The sequence below is a fragment of the Polaribacter gochangensis genome, from assembly GCF_046224025.1.
GTDB lineage: Bacteria > Bacteroidota > Bacteroidia > Flavobacteriales > Flavobacteriaceae > Polaribacter > Polaribacter gochangensis.
Genome location: NZ_JBJXRF010000001.1, coordinates 200,683 through 221,028, shown reverse-complemented (window position 1 = coordinate 221,028; position 20,346 = coordinate 200,683). Strand labels below are relative to the sequence as shown.

Genomic DNA, 20,346 nt, shown 5'->3' with positions numbered 1-20,346 from the left:
TTATGAAGGTGAAGCAAACAAAATACATGAAACTATCTGGTTTAGAGCCTTTGATTTTAAACGAAAACAGTAATTTTATCAATGTTGGTGAGCGAACAAATGTTGCAGGGTCAAGAAAATTTTTACGATTGATAAAGAATGAGCAATTTGATGAGGCTTTAGATATTGCACGACATCAAGTGGATGGTGGTGCGCAAATTATCGATATTAATTTTGATGATGGTTTGATCGATGGAAAAGTAGCGATGGTTCGTTTTTTAAACCTGATTGCTGCTGAGCCAGATATTTGCAGAGTTCCAATGATGATTGACAGTTCTAAATGGGAAATTATTGAAGCTGGATTACAAGTTGTACAAGGAAAATGTGTTGTAAATTCTATTTCGTTAAAAGAAGGAGAAGAAAAATTTATTTGGGAAGCAAAACAAATTAAACGTTACGGAGCTGCTGTAATTGTAATGGCTTTTGATGAAGATGGGCAAGCAGATAATTACGAACGTAGATTAGAAATAGCCAAAAGATCTTATAAAATATTGGTGGACATTGTCCACTTTGCATCCGAAGATATTATTTTCGATTTAAACATATTTCCTGTAGCAACAGGAATGGAAGAACACAAAAAAAATGCACTCGATTTTATAGAAGCAACACGTTGGGTTCGCCAAAATTTACCAAATGTTAGTGTAAGTGGCGGCGTTAGTAATGTTTCGTTTTCATTTAGAGGAAACGACGGAGTTAGAGAAGCCATGCATTCTGTGTTTTTATATCATGCAATTCAAGCAGGAATGAACATGGGAATTGTAAATCCGGCTTTACTAGAAGTCTACGATGATATTCCAAAGGATTTATTAGAGTATGTTGAAGATGTTATTTTAGACAGAAGAGACGATGCGACAGAACGTTTGTTAGATTTTGCTGAAACAGTAAAAGGATCAAAGGTAGAAAAAGGATTGGATTTATCTTGGAGAGAAAATCCCCTACAACATAGAATTACCCACGCTTTGGTAAAAGGAATTGATGCTTTTATTCTCGAAGATATTGAACAAGCAAGGCAAGAAGCAGAAAAACCAATTGATGTGATTGAAGGACATTTAATGATTGGAATGAATGTGGTTGGAGATTTGTTTGGCGCAGGAAAAATGTTTTTACCGCAAGTAGTAAAATCTGCTCGTGTGATGAAAAAAGCAGTTGGTTACTTAAATCCGTTTATAGAAGCAGAAAAAACAGAAAAACAAGAACCTGTTGGTAAAATATTGATGGCAACCGTAAAAGGCGATGTGCATGATATTGGAAAAAATATTGTAAGCGTTGTGCTGGCGTGTAACAATTATGAAATTATTGATTTAGGCGTGATGGTTCCACCAGAAAAAATTATTGAAATGGCGATAAGTGAACGCGTTGACGCTATTGGTTTATCAGGATTAATTACGCCATCGTTAGATGAAATGGTGTATTTGGCAAAAGAAATGCAACGTCAAAATTTTGAATTACCGTTGCTAATTGGAGGAGCAACAACATCCAAAGCACACACAGCTGTTAAAATTGATACACAATATAAAAATGCGGTGGTTCATGTAAATGATGCATCAAGAGCAGTAACTGTTATGGGTGATTTATTAAATAAAAAATCATCAAATGAATATGTTGCCAAATTGAAAAAAGACTATGACGAATTCAGAACTAAATTTTTAAAACGAGGTAAAGAAAAATCTTATATTTCTATTGATGAAGCGAGAAAAAGAAAGTATAAAATTGATTGGGAAACTTCAGAAATTAAAAAGCCAAACGAACTTGGAATTCAGACTTTAGAACAATTAAGTCTTAAAGAATTGTTGCCTTACTTAGATTGGAGTCCGTTTTTTAGAAGCTGGGATTTACATGGGAAGTTTCCAGCTATTTTAAGGGATGAAGTTGTTGGTGAACAAGCGTCAATAATGTATGAAGAAGCGCAACAAATGATTCAAGAAATCATTGCAAAACAATTACTAAAACCCAAGGCAATTTTTGGTTTGTTTGAAGCAAATTCTATAAATGACGATGATATTTCTATCCAAAAGAAAGGGAAAGAAATTGCTGTTTTTAGAACGTTACGTCAGCAGCTAAAAAAACGAGAAGGAATTCCAAATCATGCGTTAGCAGATTTTATTGCTCCGAAAGAAACAAACAAACAAGATTATATGGGCGCGTTTAGTGTCGGTATTTTTGGCGCACAAGAATTGGCAGAAAGTTATAAGGCAAAAGGCGATGATTACAATGCAATTATGGCGCAAGCAATTGCCGATCGATTCGCAGAAGCGTTGGCTGAATATTTGCACAAACAAATTAGAACAAAACATTGGGGATACGCAGCAAATGAAGATTTAACAAACGACGACTTAATTAAAGAAAGTTACAAAGGAATTCGTCCTGCGCCTGGATATCCTGCTTGTCCAGATCATTTAGAAAAAGAAACCATTTGGGAATTATTAAACGTAGAAGAAAAAATTGGAATACAACTTACAGAAAGTTTAGCAATGTGGCCAGCGGCGGCGGTTTCAGGATATTATTTTGGAAATGCTGAAGCGAAGTATTTTGGTGTAGGTAAAATCACAAATTCTCAAGTGGAAGATTACGCAAATAGAAAAGGAATTACAAAAGAGAAAGCTAGAAAATGGCTACACGCAACTTTAGCTGAAGAATAAACTTGCGTTAGCGATTGAAACGACATCCTTTTTGTTGTCTCTTTGTACGCAGTCGAAAAGTTGTCAATAAAAAGACCTGCCTGCCCGGCAGGCAGGTATAGTGAAAAACGCGACCTGAAGGGAACGCCCAAAAAATAAAGTTCAAAAAACATGAAAGTAACAGAGCACATTAAAAAAGCAAACGGAAAAACATTATTTTCTTTTGAAATTTTGCCGCCTTTAAAAGGGCAAAACATTCAATCTATTTTCGATAATATTGATCCTTTGATGGAGTTTAATCCGCCATTTATTGATGTAACCTATCACCGAGAAGAATATACCTACAAAGAGTTAGAAAATGGGTTGTTAAAAAAACAAGTGGTTAAAAAACGCCCTGGAACGGTAGGGATTTGTGCTGCAATTCAGAATAAATATCAAGTAGATGCTGTGCCGCATATTTTGTGTGGAGGTTTTACAAAAGAAGACACAGAGAATTTTTTAATTGATTTAGATTTTTTAGACATTGATAATGTTGTTGCACTTCGTGGCGATGCGGTAAAAACAGAAACGTATTTTAAACCCGAAAAAGAAGGACATCTATTTGCATCAGAATTGGTAAATCAAATTCAGGATTTAAACAATGGAAAGTACTTAGATAGCGGATTGTTGAATTCTTCAAAAACAGATTTTTGTATTGGTGTTGCTGGGTATCCAGAAAAACATATGGAAGCACCGAGTTTAGATTCTGACATACATTTTTTAAAGCAAAAAATTAAAAATGGTGCAGATTATATTGTAACTCAAATGTTTTTTGACAATCAAAAATATTTTGATTTTGTTAAAAAATGCAGAGCAGAAGGAATTACCGTACCCATAATTCCGGGTTTAAAACCAATATCAACCAAAAAACAATTGAATATAATTCCGCATAGATTTAAGGTAGATTTACCGAATGATTTAATTAATAAAATTCTTAAATGTAAAGACAACAAAGCGGTAAGGCAAGTTGGAACTGAGTGGTCTATTGCTCAAAGTAAAGATTTAGTTGCAAACAATGTTCCGTTGTTGCATTACTATTCTATGGGGAAATCAGATAATATTTATCAAATAGCAAGTGCAATTTTTTAATATCAATTCTGTTGATACTTCTATTGTAAAAAGTAATTTTTTTATAAATGTAAAAGAAAAATATTTAATTACATTTGTAATATAAAATTGAATTAAGAACTTAAAAATAAATAAAATGGCATTAGAAATTACAGATGCAAACTTTGAAGAAGTAGTATTAAAATCTGACAAACCAGTTTTGGTTGATTTTTGGGCAGCTTGGTGTGGGCCGTGTAGAATGGTTGGGCCTATTGTTGATGAAATTCATACTGAATATGAAGGGAAAGCTGTTGTTGGTAAAGTAGATGTTGATGCCAATCAAGAATTTGCAGCAAAATACGGTGTACGTAATATTCCAACAGTTTTGGTATTTAAAAACGGAGAAGTAGTAGATAAACAAGTTGGTGTAGCACCTAAAAATGTGTATACAGGTAAAATTGATGCTGCTCTATAAAGAGATTTAACAGAAGATAAATAGAAAAGGTTTGGCTGGCGTCAAACCTTTTTTTATTTTCGACAAAGATGATGCACGTATCAAAAATACAATCCACAGAAATAACGAACCTAGATTTACTTGCAAAACAAGTTGTTGAAGGTTTTATTACAGGAATGCATAAAAGTCCATTTCATGGGTTTTCTGTCGAATTTTCTGAACATAAACTGTACAATAACGGAGAAAGTACACGTCATATTGATTGGAAGCTGTTTGCCAAAACAGAAAAATTATATACGAAGAAGTACGAAGAAGAAACCAATCTTCGTTGCCATATAATTATTGATAATTCCGCATCAATGCATTATCCTGTGGTAAAAAAACAAACTTTAGAACACTTAAATAAAATAGGGTTTGCAGCTGTAGCATCCGCTTCTTTATTAGAAATTTTAAAAAGACAACGAGACGCAGTTGGCTTAAGTATTTACTCAGATACTTACGAATATTATGCCCCAGAAAAGGGTAGTGATCGGCATCGTAAAATGATATTGCATCAGTTAGAAAAATTGCTACACTCTAAACCAAGATCAAAAACAGAAACCTATCGGTTTTTACATGAAATTGCAGAGAAAATTCATAGGCGTTCCTTAATTTTTTTGTTTACAGACATGTTCCAAACGACTACAGATAAAGAAGCTTTATTTGATGCATTACGTCATTTAAAATACAATAAACATGAGGTTGTTTTGTTTCATACCTATGATAAACAGCATGAATTAGATTTTGATTTTGAGAGTACAGCCAAAAAATTTGTAGATGTAGAAACAGGAGATGAACTTAATATTTATACATCTAATATAAAAGAAACATATCAAAAAGCTACAAGTAATTATTTTAAAGAGTTGAAAACAAAATGTTTGCAATATCAAATAGATTATGTTGCTGTGAATTGTAATGATAGTTTTGAAACCGTTTTAACTAGTTACTTAATTAGTCGAAAAAAGTTTTTGTAATTTTTTTTCTTTTTCTTTTGCAAATACTAAAATCCGACTTATATTTGCATCCGCTAAGAGCAACGGTCTGGTAGTTCAGCTGGTTAGAATACCTGCCTGTCACGCAGGGGGTCGCGGGTTCGAGTCCCGTCCAGACCGCTAAAAGCTTCTCAATTTTTGAGAAGCTTTTTTTGTTTATGTAGATCTATAATTTAGTTTGCTTTTTATTCTTCTTTTTGGTTTCATCGTAATGATTGTAAACGGTATTGATAAAACTTAGAATAATTCCAATTCCAATTACAATATAAAAAATAGTGAATAATTTTCCTTCAGGTGTTGCTGGAGCGAAATCTCCAAAACCAATAGTAGTTAGTGTTATTACAGAGAAATAGATAGAGTCTATCCAACTCCATCCTTCTAAGTAATGATAAATAACACTTCCAAACCCAATAATTATTACAGTAGTGATTAATAAATCGCGATATTGTTTGTCTTGAAAATAAGCAAAAATGGTTTTAAAAAATATCATAAAAAAAGGGTTTTTAAGAGATGCAAAATAGTTGTAACTCAAAGATAATTAATAATAGTAGCACTTTTTTGATAAAAAGTTTGTTTATACTAATTAAATTTTTAGATTTGCTTCGTACAACAAAACAATAATGATGTTACAAAACGTTTGGCAAGGTTTCTATTTTTACTTTTATTTTTTTAATAAGAGTTGAGACTTTGTACAGTATTGTTAACACAAATAATATATCATAAAGTCTCGAATTTCGAGACTTTTTTTTATGCTTAAAATGAAAAACAAAATAGCCATACAAGGAGCCGAAGGTTCTAATCATCATAAAGTAGCAAGAGATTTCTATGGAGATACGATAACATTAAAAGAATGTTTGTCTTTTGATATTTTAGTAGATAGCTTGCTAGATAAAACTGCTCAAATGGGAATTATGGCAATAGAAAATACGATTGCAGGATCAATCATTCCTAATTATGCTTTAATTGATGCCAATAATTTACATATTTGTGGCGAGCAATATTTAAATATTCATCATCATTTAATGGCATTACCTGGTCAAAAAATTGAAGATATTAAAGAGGTATGTTCACATCCAATGGCGCTATTACAGTGTAAAAAGTTTTTTAAAAATTATCCTCATATAAAATTAGTGGAAGATGTTGATACGGCTGAGGTTGCTAAAAGAATAGCTAAAAATCAATTAAAAGGAGTTGCGGCAATTGCGCCAAAATTGGCTGCAGAAATTTTTGGATTGGAAGTTTTGGAAGATGAAATTCAAACGATGAAAGACAATTCAACTCGATTTGTAATTGTACAAACTGAAAAACCAAATAACGGAATTGATCAAATAAATAAAGCATCACTAAAATTTCAGTTAGATCATAAAAGAGGAAGCTTGGCAGCAATTTTAAATGTGTTGAGCGATTGTAAAATGAACTTAACTAAGATTCAGTCGTTGCCAGTGATAGAGTCTCCTTGGAAATATTCATTTTTTGTTGATGTCACTTTTGATGAGTATAAAGAATATGAAAAAGCAATTGCAATTATAGAAATAATGGCATCAGCATTTAAAGTGTTGGGAGCTTATAAAAACGGAAGAAAATGATTGAAGCAGCAAAAAGATTAAATACTGTTGAAGAATACTATTTTTCAACAAAACTAAGAGAAGTTAGAGCATTGGCTGCGTCTGGAAAACCGATTATCAATATGGGAATTGGAAGTCCAGATTTACAACCACCAACAAAAGTAATTGAGGCCATTCAACAAAGTTTTAACGATGCTTCTGCACATAAATATCAGAGTTATCAAGGTTTGCCAGAATTGCGAAGTGCAATTTCAGAATTTTACAAACAGAATTTTAAAGTTGCTTTAAATCTAGAAAATGAAATTTTGCCCTTAATGGGAAGTAAAGAAGGGGTAATGCATATTTCGATGGCTTTTTTAAATGAAGGCGATCAAGTGTTGATTCCGAATCCTGGATATCCAACCTACAGTTCGGTAACAAAACTAGTTGGAGCGGCACCTGTTTTTTATAATTTGGATGAAACGCATCATTGGCAACCAAATTTTGATGAATTAGAGCAACAAGATCTATCGAAAGTAAAAATGATGTGGATCAATTATCCCCACATGCCAACCGGAACAAATGCACTAAAAGAAACTTTTAAAAAGTTGATTGCATTCGGGAAAAAATATCAAATACTCATTGTAAATGACAATCCGTATAGCTTTATTTTAAACGAAAATCCAATTAGTATTTTAGAGGTTGATGGAGCAAAAGACATCGCGTTAGAGTTAAATTCGTTGAGCAAAACTTTTAATATGGCTGGTTGGCGAGTAGGAATGGTGTTGGGGAATTCTAATTATATAAATCAAATATTAAAAATAAAAAGCAATATGGATTCTGGGATGTTTTACGGAATTCAGAAAGGAGCAATAGAGGCCTTACATGTATCGGATGATTGGTTTAAAAATCAGAATAAAGAGTACAAAGAGCGTAGAAATTTGATTTGGAAATTAGCGGATAAGTTGCAATGTACTTATGATAAAAATTCTACTGGATTGTTTGTTTGGGCAAAAACTCCTGAAGGAAAAACATCCGAAGAAGTTACAGATCACATTTTATATGAAAGAGATATTTTTATTGCGCCAGGAACTGTTTTTGGATCAAACGGAGAAGGTTATATTCGATTTTCATTATGTGTGTCAAAAGAGATAATTAAAGAAGCAATTGGTAGGTTTACTTAAAGGTAGGTAGTAAGCAGTCGCAGTTTGCAGCTGGTTGGTTAAAAATAAATTAATAAGTCCCCTTTCCTTTGGAAAGGGTTAGGGATAGGAAAAAATGAACGTATTTGTAATAGGAATTGGATTAATAGGTGGAAGCTTGGTGTTGGATATAAAATCTAAATATCCAGAAGCAGTTATTTACGGAATAGACACTAACGAAAGTCATTTAGATAAAGCGTTAGAATTAGGTGTGATTGATGTAAAATCAAATTTTGATGAACTTGAAAAAGCAACAATTGTAATTGTTTCTATTCCGGTTGATGTCCAATTAGAGGTAATTCCGAAAGTATTAAATGCAATTAATGATGATTGTTTGTTGATGGATGTTGGCTCAACCAAAGAACACATTTGTAAAGTAGTAGAAAATCACCCAAAAAGAAGAAATTATTTAGCAACGCATCCAATAGCAGGAACAGAATTTTCTGGTCCAACTGCTGCACATTTAGGATTGTTTTATCAAAAAACAAATATTATTTGCGAAGTAGAAAAAACAGCTTTTAAATTGCAAGAAAAAGCGTTGGAGATTTTCGCAAAATTAGGAATGCGCATTCGCTATATGGATCCAAAATCGCACGATAAACACATTGCGTATGTTTCTCATTTGTCGCATATCAGTGCATTTATGTTAGGAAAAACAGTCATCAATAAAGAGAAAAATGAACGTGATATTTTTGACATGGCAGGTTCTGGATTTGCATCAACAGTTCGTTTGGCAAAAAGTTCTCCTGCAATGTGGACGCCCATTTTTGAGCAAAACAAAACAAATGTTATTGAAACATTAGATGAATATATCAACAACCTTCATCATTTTAAAACACTGATGGAGCAAAACGATTTTACCGAAATTTACAACGAAATGGAAAGTACAAATCACATTAAACAAATATTAAACGGCATAAAATAAACGCCAAAACAAGTAGAAAAATGGAAAATACAAAAGAATTAAAAACATGGTTGGATGATATGAAGCTTGCGCATCCACTAGTAATAGCAGGGCCTTGTAGTGCAGAAACCGAAGAGCAGGTTTTAAAAATTGCACACGAGTTAAAAGATTCTGATGTAAATTATTTCCGTGCGGGAATTTGGAAACCAAGAACAAGACCAGGAATGTTTGAAGGTGTTGGAGCAATCGGGTTAAAATGGTTGCAAAAAGTAAAAGAAGAAACAGGAATGAAAACCTGTACAGAAGTTGCCAATGCGGCTCATGTAAAATTAGCATTAGAATACGATATCGATTTATTATGGATTGGTGCACGTTCTACAGTTTCGCCTTTTATTATGCAAGAAATTGCAGATGCTTTGCAAGGAACAGACAAAATTGTGTTGGTTAAAAATCCTGTAAACCCAGATTTGGCATTGTGGTTAGGCGGAATTGAAAGATTGTATACAGCCGGAATTAGAAACTTAGGAGCCATTCATAGAGGATTTTCTACCTACGAAAAATCGAAATATAGAAATATTCCAGAATGGCAATTGGCAATTGAGTTTCAAAATCGTTTTCCAGACTTGCCTTTAATTTGTGATCCGTCGCATATTACAGGAAATAGAGATATGGTTTTTGATGTTTCTCAAACTGCTTTAGATTTAAATTTTGATGGTTTGATGATTGAAAGTCATTTTGATCCTGATAATGCTTGGAGCGACGCTGCGCAACAAGTAACACCAACTGCTTTAATACAAATGATGGAAGATTTAAAAATCAGAAAAATTACGGATGATGAATCTGATTATAGAGAATCATTAGGTAATTTACGTGCTCAAATTAATGTTGTTGATGGTCAACTAATAGAAATGTTAGGAAGACGAATGAAAGTTGCTGATAAAATTGGAGAACTTAAAAAAGAGAAAAACGTTGCGGTTTTACAATCTAAACGTTGGAACGAAATTTTAGGAAACATGATTTTAGAAGGAGAAAGCAAAGGCTTAAGTGAAGAATTTGTTTTAAAAATGTTTAAAGCAATTCACCAAGAATCTATAAATCATCAAGAAAAGATTATCAAAGGATAATTTTTTAAATAAACTATTTAGCCACAAATTCACGAATCATTAGTGAATCTGTGGCTATTTTTTTTTAATCATTTTTTTATTCTCATCTTTGTAGCAATGACAGGAATAGTGTACAAATCTACAGGAAGTTGGTATCTGATAAAAGCAGAAAACGGATCGTTTTACGAATGTAGAATGAAAGGTAAATTTAGAATTCAAGGAATTAAAAGTACCAATCCGGTTGCTGTTGGTGATGTAGTAGATTTTGAAATAGAAGCCAAAAATGATACAGAAACCGGAGTTATTAATACAATTCACGAACGTAAAAATTACATCATCCGTAAATCTGTAAACTTATCGAAGCAAACTCATATTATTGCGGCGAATGTAGATTTGGTGTTTCTACTAATTACGATTGATAATCCGCCAACTTTTACAACATTTATAGATCGGTTTTTGGTAACCGCAGAAGCATATTCGGTTGACACTGTTTTGGTTTTTAATAAGATAGATTCTTATGAGCTAGAACAAAGAGCAGAAGTGATGTATTTGAAAGATATTTATGAAAAAATTGGATATACTTGTGTAGAAGTTTCTGCAACAGAGAACAAAAATGTAGATTTTATTAAAGTAATGATGCTTGGTAAAACAAGTATGTTTATTGGTCATTCTGGCGTTGGAAAAACAACTTTGGTAAATGCCATTGAACCCTCTTTAGATTTAAAAACCAAAGAAATATCAAATCAACATAAACAAGGGCAACACACAACAACATTTGCAGAAATGTTCGATTTAAGTTTTAATGCATCCATTATTGATACACCAGGAATTAAAGGCTTTGGTGTTGTAGATATGGAAAAAGAAGAAGTTGACGATTATTTTCCTGAGTTTTTAGCTGTAAAAAACGATTGTAAATTTAATAATTGTCTACATGTTGAAGAACCAAAATGCGCAGTAAAAGACGCTGTTGAAAACGAGGAAATTTCTTTTTCGCGTTATAAAAGTTATTTGCAAATTATTGCCGGAGAAGAAGAACATTATAGAACCGATTTTTGGGAAAACGAAGACGAAGATTAAATGAAAGCAGTAATTCAAAGAGTTAAATACGCTAGTGTAACTGTTGATGGAAATAAAATTGCAGATATTCAAAACGGCATTTTATTATTGCTAGGAGTTGCAGAAAATGATTCAAAAGAAGATATTAATTGGCTGTCAAAAAAAATTGCTAATCTTAGAATTTTTAATGATGAAAATGACGTGATGAATAAATCTCTTATAGATATTAACGGAGAAGTAATTGTTGTGAGTCAGTTTACATTACAGGCAAGCACCAAAAAAGGAAACAGGCCGAGTTATTTAAAAGCAGCGAAACCAGAAATTGCGATTCCGATTTATCAAGAATTTATACATCAATTTGAAACAGAAATTGGTAGAAAAGTACAAACTGGTGAGTTCGGGGCAGATATGAAAGTTGAATTGCTAAATGATGGTCCGGTAACCATTATTATTGATACCGAAAACAAAATTTAAGTCCAATTTTTTTAAGATAAATTTAAGTAAAAATAATTTATTTTCCATGGAAAATAAATTTAAAAAGAGTATATTTGTCGTTCATAAAAAATAAAACAATCAAAAAATGAAAAAACTAGTAATTTTAGCTATCGCATTTTCTGCGGTATTGGTTTCTTGTAAAGAGAATAAAAAAGTAGAAGTAAAGGAAGAAGTTGAAGTTGTGAAAACAATTTCTGACTTAAATAATGTAGATGTAACTGCATCAGTATTAAACTGGAAAGGAGCTAAGCCAACAGGAGAACACAACGGAACAGTTGCCTTAAAAAGTGGTGGAATTTTAATTGAAGATGGAGCAATAACTGCAGGGGAATTTGTAATCGAAATGAATTCAATTATAAATTTAGATATGAAAGGCAAAGAAGGAGCTGCAAAATTAGAAGGACATTTAAAATCTGCAGACTTTTTTGATGTTGCAGTGTATCCAACAGCTAAATTTGTAATTACAAAAGTTGAAGAGAACGAAGGTAAATTAGCTGTAACTGGAAACTTAAATATTAAAGATGTAACAAAGAGCATTACAATTCCGGCCACACTTTCTGAGGTTGATGGTGTACATGTTTTTAAAAGTGAAAACTTTAATATTAATAGAGCAGATTTTAATGTAAAGTATGGTTCAAAATCATTCTTTGACAATTTAAAAGATAAGTTTATTGATGATTTAGTAGAAATGTCTTTCGAGGTAAAAACTACAAAATAGTATCCATAAAAATTTATTTAAAAGCCGTAAATCATTTTTGATTTACGGCTTCTTTTTTTTAACTTGCATTTTTGTTGTTAAAAAATGCTATGAGAAAATCTTCCCCAAAAATACTATTACTAGTTTTAGTATGTATTGTGCAGCTTTCTTTTGCACAAAAAATTGAATATTCTTCAATATTAATTCCGGCTGAATTATTAAAAAACGCAAATGCAGTTGTTAGAAACAATGCAACAACAATTGATGTGTACTCTACAGATGAAATGACTGTTAAAGTAGATAGAGTTGTTACTGTGTTAAACAAACTTGGAAATGGTAAAGTTGGAGCCTATATTGGTTATGATGACAATTCTAAAATTGCAAAATTATCAGCAAAGATTTATGATGCAGCTGGTAGAGAAATAAAAAAAGTATCTAAGAATAAGTTTGTAGATGTAAGTGCTTTTGATGGCGGAACATTATACTCAGACTCGCGTGTAAAATATTTAGATTATACACCAATTTCATACCCTTATACAGTTCATCTTCAATACGAATACAATACTTCTTCAACTGGGTTTTTACAAAACTGGAGCCCTTTAGAAGGGTATTTAGTAAGCATAGAAAACAACTCTTATGTCGTAAATTTAAACAATGGAAAAATTAGAGTAAAGGAATTGAATTTTGAAGGATACGAAATAGAAAAAAGTGTTTCAGAATCTAAAGTTTTCTATTCCGTAAAAAATATTTCAGCTATAAAAAACGAAAGTTTGAGTCCGTCTTTAACAGCTTATAAACCAAAAGCATTGGTGGCGTTAAATAATTTTAAAACAGATGGTGTTGATGGATATTATACCAATTGGGATGAGTTTGGAAGATGGATGTACAGTTCATTATTAGACGGAAGAGGCATTGTTGATGGAGCAACAAAAATTAAAATTTTAGATTTAGTAAAAGGTGTAGAGGACCCGATAGAAAAAGCAAAAATTGTCTATAATTTTATGCAAAACAAAACACGCTATATAAGTGTGCAAGTTGGTATTGGTGGCATTCAGCCAATTCCGGCAAACGAAGTAGATAATGTTGGTTATGGCGATTGTAAAGGTTTAACAAATTATACAAAAGCATTATTAGATATTGTTGGCGTAACCTCTTATTATACGCATGTAGAAGCAAATAGTTTTGAGCCTGTTTCTTTTGAAAAAGATTTTGCATCCTTAGAACAAGGCAATCATGTGATTTTAAATATTCCTAATAATGGAAACGATATTTGGTTAGAATGTACAAGTCAAGTCACACCTTTTGGGTTTTTAGGTGATTTTACAGATGATAGAGACGTGCTTGTTATTACACCAGAAGGCGGAGTTTTAAAGCGAACAACTTCTTATAAAAATGAACAAAATTTGCAAAAAACAAATGCAACTATTGTTCTAAAAGCAAACGGGTCTTTGAAAGCCGATGTTTTAATAAAATCAGAAGGAACTCAATACGGAAGTAAATACGAATTAGAAACTTTAAATCTAAAAGAGCAAAAAAACTTCTATAAATCTAATTTGTGGAGCTATAATAACAATACAACAATAGATGAAATAGAATTTACAAACGATAAAGATAGTATTGTTTTTACTGAAAAAATTGCTGCTACAATTAAAGATTATAGCTCAATGTCTTCTGATAAAATTTTGTTTAGAGTAAATGTATTTAATAGAAATAATAACACACCCAAAAGGTATAGAAATAGAGTTTTGCCTTTAAAAATTAGACGCGGTTATAAAGATGTAGATGAATATACAATTACGTTGCCAGTTGGTTATAAGATAGATGGAGTGTTGATGAACGAAAAAAAGATTGAAAATAAATTCGGGTTTTATTCAATTTCATTAGAAAAAGTAAACGAAACGCAGATTAAGTACAAAAGAACTTTATTAATAAAAGAAGGAACTTATCCAAAAGAAGATTACAAAACGTATAGAACTTTTAGGAGAACTATTTCTAAATACGATAACTTAAGAATTGCACTTGCAAAAACTAACTAAACCTAAAAAAATGAAAAATCAATTGCTAATACTATTATTGTGTTTTTACGCAACAACAATTTTTTCTCAGGATTTTAAATTCGGAAAAGTATCAGTTCAAGAATTACAAGAAAAAGTACATCCATTAGATTCTACGGCAGATGCATCTTACTTGTATAAGTATAGAAAAACAGCATTTAATTATACAGAAAGTCAGGGTTTTACTGTGGTTACAGAAATTCATGAAAGAATTAAAATTTATACCAAAGCTGGTTTTGAGAAAGCAACACAAAGCATTAAATATTATAAACCAGATTCTGGAAGTAAAGAAAAAGTAATCGCAATTAGTGGCTATACTTTTAATCTTGAAAAAGGGAGAGTGAAAAAAGAAAAACTAGCTAAGAAAAACATCTTTGACGAGAAGACCAGCAAATTTAGAAGTGTCAAAAAAATTACAATGCCTTCTATAAAAGTAGGTAGCGTAATAGACTTAAAATACAAAATTGTTTCTCCTTATTTTGATATTAAGGATTTAGAATTTCAGCATGACGTACCTGTAAAGAACCTAGAATTTATAGTAGAGATTCCAGAATATTATAAATTTAATTCTAGACCCAAAGGATATTATTACATTACTCCAATAATTGAAAAAGGGAAAGGTGTTATTACAAGTACAGTAAAAATTCGTGAAAATAATGATACAAGTTATAATGGAAGCAGTAATAACAAAACTGTCGTAAATAAAAACAGAATGGAGTATTTAACGACTATAACTAATTACAATGCTAAAAATATTCCAGGATTAAAAAACTCAGAGCCTTATGTTAGCAGTATTAATAATTATAAAGGTGGCTTAAAGTTTGAATTAACTGCAATTCAATATCCGAATTCTATGCCTAAATACTATTCTACAACTTGGCCAGATGTAGCACGTAGAATTTATGATTCTTCTAATTTTGGTGAAGAATTAAAAAGAACAAGTTATTTTAAAAATGATTTAAAAACCATTCTTTCAAAGGCAACAACTCCATCACAAAAAATAGCCTCTATTTTTAATTTTGTAAAGATGAAAGTAAAATGGAACGGTTATTATGGTTTGTATTCAGATATTGGTGTTAGAAAAGCGTATAGAGAAGGAGCTGGAAACACTGCAGACATCAATTTAATGTTAATTGCAATGTTAAATGAAGCTGGTATAGAAGCGAATCCTGTATTAGTAAGCACAAGAGATCATGGTGTTCCTTTTTTTCCAACAATAGATGGTTTTAATTATGTAATTGCGGCAGTAAATTTACCAACCGGATACATTCTTTTAGATGCAACAGAATTTTATAGTATGCCAAATGTATTGCCATTAAGAGCATTAAATTGGAAAGGTAGATTAATTAAAAAGGACAAAACTTCTAGTTGGTTAGAGTTAACTTCGAAAGCACATTCTGTAGAAGATAATTTTATGTCTATAAAGATAAATGAAGATTTTACAGTAAATGGAAGGTTAAGAACTACCTATAAAAATTTAGATGCAATAAATTTTCGCTCAAGTAATAATCACTTAAAAGAAGACGGTGTAATCACTTCTTTAGAAGATAGGTTTGGTGTAGAAATAGAAGATTATAAAGTTGTAAATAAAGCAGCGATTTATAAACCAGTTATTAGAAATATTTCTTTTGTCGGAGAAGATTTTATTGAAGTAATAAACGATAAAGTCTATCTTTCACCGTTACTTTTTTTAACATCTAGAGTAAATCCATTTAAACTAGAAGATAGAAAGTTTCCTGTAGATTTTGGCGCGCCTTTTAAGAATAAGAATTCAGTTTTTATGCAAATACCTGAAGGATATAAAGTAGAGTCAATTCCAGAATCATCTACAATCGGAATTAGAGATAACTTAGGTGTTTATGGTTATAAAGTTGTTGTTTCTGGGAATAAAATCAATATTATTTCTCAATTACAAATTAATTCTGGGCTGATAACACCAGAATATTATAAAGAACTAAAAGAGTTTTATAACCTAATGGTTAAAAAACAAATGGAGAAAATAGTTTTAGTTAAAGAATAAATCTAAAAACCCAAAACTTTCGTTTTGGGTTTTTATTTATAAGCTAATTGCAGTTGTATTTTTTACTTCTCCAATGGTAAAAATGCTGTGCGTACTTCCAATATGTTTTATTGCGGTTAGTTTGGTAATCATAAAATCTCTGTAAGATTCCATATCTTTTACATAGATTTTAAGAATATAATCGTAATCTCCACTTACATGAAAACACTCCGATACTTCGGGTAATTTTAAAACCTCCGATTCAAAATTACTTACATACTCTTTGGTGTGTTGAATCAATTTTATGTGACAAAAAACTAAAAAGGAACGTTCAATTTTGTTTTTGTTGATAATTGCTACATAATGCTTAATTACATTTTCTTTTTCCAGTTTTTTAATTCGTTCGTAAACGGCTGTTACAGATAAATTTAACTGTAAAGAAAGTTGTTTTGTAGTCTGTTTACTGTCTTTTTGTAAAAGGTGAATCAGTTTTTTATCTATGATATCTAATGTCATTCCGAAAATTTTTCTGGTTGATGTTGATAAAAACATCAATAATAGTTTTAAAAATTGCTTTATGGTGTAAATATAGAATAATAATCTATATATGATAAAATCAATTGATTAATAATCGGATATGTTGTTTCTTTGTGTATCAAAATAAAATATCATGAAATTTAAACCTGCAAACAATATTCAAGATTTACAATATTTCGGAGAATTCGGAGGCGTAAATCCATCAATTTCAGATTCATCAACCTATACCTTTTTATCGGCAAAAACAATGTTTGATACCTTTGAAGGAAATACCGATGGATGTTATTTATACTCTCGTCATTCAACACCAAGTAACTTATATTTAGGTGAAGCGTTGGCTGCAATGGAAGGAACTGAAACTGCAAATGTTGCCGCTTCTGGAATGGGTGCAATTACACCAACAATTTTACAAATTTGTGGTAATGGAGATCACATTGTTTCTAGCAGAACAATTTATGGCGGAACCTACGCATTTTTAAAGAATTTTACACCTAGAATGGGTATTGAAACATCGTTTGTAGATATTACAAATATTGCTATTGTAGAAGCTGCAATTACTAAAAATACCAAAATGATTTATTGCGAATCTGTAAGCAATCCTTTATTGGAAGTTGCAGATATCAAAGCATTATCCGCTTTGGCAAAAAAACACAATTTACAATTGGTGGTTGATAATACGTTTTCTCCTTTGTCAATTTCTCCTGCGCAATTAGGAGCAGATATCGTTTTACATAGTTTAACAAAATTTATCAACGGTTCTTCTGATACGATGGGTGGTGTAGTTTGTGGAACTTCGGAGTTTGTGAATTCTCAAAAAAGTGTGATTGACGGAGCAAGTATGCTGTTGGGCTCTTCAATGGATTCTTTGCGTTCTGCGTCGATTTTAAAGAATATGAGAACGTTGCATCTTAGAATGAAACAACACAGTAGAAATGCTGCTTTTTTAGCTGATAAATTTGAAGCAGACGGATTAAAAACAGTATATCCAGGATTAAAATCACATCCTTCTCACGAAGTTTTTAAATCGATGATGAACGAAGAATATGGGTATGGCGGAATGCTAACTGTTGATGCAGGTTCTTTAGAAAAAGCAAATGCATTGATGGAGTTGATGCAAGAAAAAAATCTTGGTTATTTAGCAGTTAGTTTAGGTTTTTATAAAACACTATTTTCTGCACCAGGAACTTCTACTTCATCAGAAATTCCGCTTGATGAACAAAAAGAAATGGGATTAACTGATGGTTTGATTCGTTTTTCTATCGGACTAGATAATGATATTGAAAGAACTTATGAAACGATGAAAGCTTGTATGAAGCAAGTCGGAGTTTTATAGTTTTCATTTCTTCTATCCTGTTATTAAGTGTTATAAAAATCTCTAAAGAGATTAAAATAAGTTTGGGTTTCGTTTAAAAACGAAACCCATTTCTGTCGTTTGCTGTTTTTTTTATTGATGATCATTTCTTTACAAATAGTACTATTATGAATCTGAGATTGCAAATCTAATTTGGCAATTGTTGTAAGCGAAATTGATTTGCATAGCTTCTTCTAAAATCGTAACATTACAACACAAAAATTTTACACAATGCAAGACGATAAAAATATTTCTGAAATTAAGATTGAAGACCAGAAAATAATTGAAAACAAAGAGCTGAGTATTTGGGAAGCCCTTTTTCCAGTGTTAATATTAATTGGAATGTTAGCCTACAATGTTTTTATTTTTGGTGATGATTCTTTAAGTGGATCTAATCAATTTATTCTTTTGATGGGTGGAGCAGTAGCGGCAATTGTAGGTTTTAAAAATAAAGTTTCTTTTGATAGAATGATTGAAGAAGTTGCAGAGAATATTAAATCGACTGCCGGTGCTATTTTAATTTTATTGTTAGTTGGTGCTTTGGCAGGAACTTGGTTGATAAGTGGAATTATTCCTGCAATGATTTATTACGGATTGCAAGTATTAAATCCAACCATATTTTTAGCGGCTTGTTTAATTATTTGTGCTGTAATTTCTATTGCAACAGGTAGTTCTTGGACAACGTCTGCAACAGTTGGTATTGCATTAATTGGAATTGGAGAAGCTTTAGGAATATCATTAGGAATGACAGCTGGAGCAGTATTGTCTGGAGCTTATTTTGGAGATAAAATGTCGCCAATGTCAGACACAACAAACCTTGCACCCGCAATGGCTGGAACAGATTTGTTTACCCATATTAGATACATGGCGCTTACTACGGTTCCAACAATTATTGTAACATTAATTGTATTTATCATTTTAGGATTTACACAGAGTACAACTGGACAAGCAGATACAAATTCGCTTTTGGTTGATATTGATAAAGCATTTAATATTACACCTTGGTTATTTTTAGTTCCTATTGGAGTAATTGTTTTAATTATAAAGAAAACTCCACCTTTAATTGCATTGTTAATTGGTACTTTATTAGCGGCTGTTTTTGCATTGATTTTTCAACCAGAAGTTGTAGCACAAGTAGCAGGAGTGAAAGAATTAGACTTTAATTCTGCTTATAAAGGAGTCATGCAATCAATAACTGTTGAAACAGCTGTTGCAACAGATAATAAAGCTTTAGCTGATTTATTTACAGCAGGCGGAATGGCAAAAATGCTTGGAACTATTTGGTTGATTTTATGTGCAATGACATTTGGCGGAATTATGGATGCAATCGGAGCATTGGCAAGAATTAGTAGTTTTATGTTAAGTCTTTTTGATTCAGTTTTTGGATTGTTTGCAAGTACAGTTGCTACCTGTATTGGATTAAATTTTACAGCATCAGATCAATATTTAGCAATTGTAGTTCCAGGAAAAATGTATGCAAAAGCATATGCAGATAAAGGCTTAGCGCCAGAAAATTTAAGTAGAACTTTAGAAGATTCAGGAACGGTAACTTCAGTTTTAATTCCTTGGAATACTTGTGGTGCATATCATTCTGGTGTATTGGGTGTTTCGGTGATAGACTATGCTTTTTACGCAGTTTTTAATTGGTTAAGTCCATTTATGACCTTGCTATTTGCAGCCTTTAATATTAAAATTAAGCAGTTAGTTAAAAAATAAATGATAGTTAAAGCTGTTGCTTCAGATGCCGAAATCCTAACACAAATTGCGATAGAATCAAAAGCATATTGGGGTTATACTTCAGAACAAATTGAAAGTTGGAAATCAGATTTAACAATTCTTCCAGAAACTTTTAATGATTGGAGAGGTTGTAAATTTATGATCGATACTGAAATTGTAGGTTTTTATTTGTTGAATAGAATAAACTCTAGAACCTGTGTTTTAGAGTTCTTATTTGTGAAGCCAAAATTTATAGGAAAAAATATCGGCAGACAATTAATAGAACATGCAATTTTAAATTGTAGAACAAATAGTTGTGAAGTATTAAATGTGCTTTCTGATCCAAACGCGGTAGCTTTTTATGCCAAATATGGATTTAAGACAATCTCTTTAAAAGAAAGTTCTGTTCCGGGAAGATTTTTACCTGAAATGGAAATTGAATTTCCAGAAAACATGTAGA

The 20,346-nt window shown here is 31.6% G+C and carries 18 protein-coding genes and 1 tRNA gene; 17 read left to right on the top strand and 2 right to left on the bottom strand.

Going from position 1 to position 20,346, the window contains the following annotated elements:
• The first annotated feature begins 2 nt into the window (after window positions 1–2).
• The 5 genes from metH (at window position 3) to ACEWL1_RS01000 (ending at window position 5,348) form a co-directional block, all read left to right on the top strand.
• The gene (gene metH, locus ACEWL1_RS01020) at window positions 3–2,678 is read left to right on the top strand and encodes a methionine synthase (protein WP_409231428.1); all 2,676 of its coding nucleotides are present in this window, start codon (window positions 3–5) and stop codon (window positions 2,676–2,678) included.
• Window positions 2,679–2,828: 150 nt separating this feature from the next.
• Window positions 2,829–3,785, top strand: coding sequence for a methylenetetrahydrofolate reductase [NAD(P)H] (gene metF, locus ACEWL1_RS01015; protein WP_409231427.1), 957 nt, complete (start codon window positions 2,829–2,831; stop codon window positions 3,783–3,785).
• Window positions 3,786–3,900: 115 nt separating this feature from the next.
• The gene (gene trxA, locus ACEWL1_RS01010; RefSeq protein WP_409231426.1) at window positions 3,901–4,218 is read left to right on the top strand and encodes a thioredoxin; all 318 of its coding nucleotides are present in this window, start codon (window positions 3,901–3,903) and stop codon (window positions 4,216–4,218) included.
• Between the two features lie 71 nt (window positions 4,219–4,289).
• Window positions 4,290–5,210, top strand: coding sequence for a DUF58 domain-containing protein (locus ACEWL1_RS01005; protein ID WP_409232252.1), 921 nt, complete (start codon window positions 4,290–4,292; stop codon window positions 5,208–5,210).
• A 64-nt stretch (window positions 5,211–5,274) separates the two neighbouring features.
• Window positions 5,275–5,348 (top strand) — tRNA-Asp (locus tag ACEWL1_RS01000).
• Window positions 5,349–5,394: 46 nt separating this feature from the next.
• Here ACEWL1_RS01000 and ACEWL1_RS00995 read toward each other — a convergent pair.
• The gene (locus ACEWL1_RS00995) at window positions 5,395–5,718 is read right to left on the bottom strand and encodes a potassium channel family protein (protein ID WP_409231425.1); all 324 of its coding nucleotides are present in this window, start codon (window positions 5,716–5,718) and stop codon (window positions 5,395–5,397) included.
• 268 nt (window positions 5,719–5,986) lie between these two features.
• Between ACEWL1_RS00995 and ACEWL1_RS00990 the strand changes: the two genes are divergently transcribed.
• The 9 genes from ACEWL1_RS00990 to ACEWL1_RS00950 all read left to right on the top strand — a co-directional run bounded on the left by ACEWL1_RS00990 (window position 5,987) and on the right by ACEWL1_RS00950 (window position 16,303).
• A complete protein-coding gene (locus ACEWL1_RS00990; protein WP_409231424.1) occupies window positions 5,987–6,814 on the top strand; it encodes a prephenate dehydratase in 828 nt (275 codons plus the stop codon).
• Window positions 6,811–7,956 (top strand): pyridoxal phosphate-dependent aminotransferase, encoded by a 1,146-nt coding sequence (locus ACEWL1_RS00985; RefSeq protein WP_409231423.1) that lies wholly within the window; start codon window positions 6,811–6,813, stop codon window positions 7,954–7,956. Before ACEWL1_RS00990 ends, ACEWL1_RS00985 begins: the two co-directional genes overlap by 4 nt.
• Window positions 7,957–8,050: 94 nt before the next feature.
• Window positions 8,051–8,899 carry a prephenate dehydrogenase gene (locus ACEWL1_RS00980; protein WP_409231422.1) on the top strand — a complete coding sequence of 283 codons (849 nt, stop codon included), beginning with the start codon at window positions 8,051–8,053 and terminating at the stop codon, window positions 8,897–8,899.
• Between the two features lie 20 nt (window positions 8,900–8,919).
• Entirely contained in the window at window positions 8,920–10,002 is a 1,083-nt protein-coding gene (locus tag ACEWL1_RS00975; protein WP_409231421.1) for a chorismate mutase, read from the top strand.
• 96 nt (window positions 10,003–10,098) lie between these two features.
• Window positions 10,099–11,058 (top strand): ribosome small subunit-dependent GTPase A, encoded by a 960-nt coding sequence (gene rsgA / locus ACEWL1_RS00970; protein ID WP_409231420.1) that lies wholly within the window; start codon window positions 10,099–10,101, stop codon window positions 11,056–11,058.
• A complete protein-coding gene (gene dtd / locus ACEWL1_RS00965) occupies window positions 11,059–11,511 on the top strand; it encodes a D-aminoacyl-tRNA deacylase (protein WP_409231419.1) in 453 nt (150 codons plus the stop codon). It abuts the gene before it with no gap.
• 106 nt (window positions 11,512–11,617) lie between these two features.
• Window positions 11,618–12,250: a YceI family protein gene (locus ACEWL1_RS00960; protein ID WP_409231418.1), complete on the top strand. Its 633-nt coding sequence runs from the start codon at window positions 11,618–11,620 to the stop codon at window positions 12,248–12,250.
• Window positions 12,251–12,339: 89 nt separating this feature from the next.
• Window positions 12,340–14,265: a DUF3857 domain-containing protein gene (locus tag ACEWL1_RS00955; RefSeq protein WP_409231417.1), complete on the top strand. Its 1,926-nt coding sequence runs from the start codon at window positions 12,340–12,342 to the stop codon at window positions 14,263–14,265.
• A gap of 10 nt (window positions 14,266–14,275) precedes the next feature.
• Window positions 14,276–16,303, top strand: coding sequence for a DUF3857 domain-containing protein (locus ACEWL1_RS00950; RefSeq protein ID WP_409231416.1), 2,028 nt, complete (start codon window positions 14,276–14,278; stop codon window positions 16,301–16,303).
• A 36-nt stretch (window positions 16,304–16,339) separates the two neighbouring features.
• On the opposite strand, the gene ACEWL1_RS00945 is transcribed toward ACEWL1_RS00950, so the two are convergent.
• The gene (locus ACEWL1_RS00945) at window positions 16,340–16,798 is read right to left on the bottom strand and encodes an Lrp/AsnC family transcriptional regulator (protein ID WP_409232251.1); all 459 of its coding nucleotides are present in this window, start codon (window positions 16,796–16,798) and stop codon (window positions 16,340–16,342) included.
• A 154-nt stretch (window positions 16,799–16,952) separates the two neighbouring features.
• Here ACEWL1_RS00945 and ACEWL1_RS00940 point away from each other — a divergent pair, with 154 nt between their 5' ends.
• The 3 genes from ACEWL1_RS00940 (at window position 16,953) to ACEWL1_RS00930 (ending at window position 20,345) form a co-directional block, all read left to right on the top strand.
• Window positions 16,953–18,152 carry an aminotransferase class I/II-fold pyridoxal phosphate-dependent enzyme gene (locus ACEWL1_RS00940; protein ID WP_409231415.1) on the top strand — a complete coding sequence of 400 codons (1,200 nt, stop codon included), beginning with the start codon at window positions 16,953–16,955 and terminating at the stop codon, window positions 18,150–18,152.
• A 249-nt stretch (window positions 18,153–18,401) separates the two neighbouring features.
• Complete coding sequence (nhaC, locus tag ACEWL1_RS00935) at window positions 18,402–19,886, top strand: Na+/H+ antiporter NhaC (protein ID WP_409231414.1); 1,485 nt, start codon at window positions 18,402–18,404, stop codon at window positions 19,884–19,886.
• Complete coding sequence (locus ACEWL1_RS00930) at window positions 19,887–20,345, top strand: GNAT family N-acetyltransferase (protein WP_409231413.1); 459 nt, start codon at window positions 19,887–19,889, stop codon at window positions 20,343–20,345.
• Window position 20,346 lies beyond the last annotated feature (1 nt).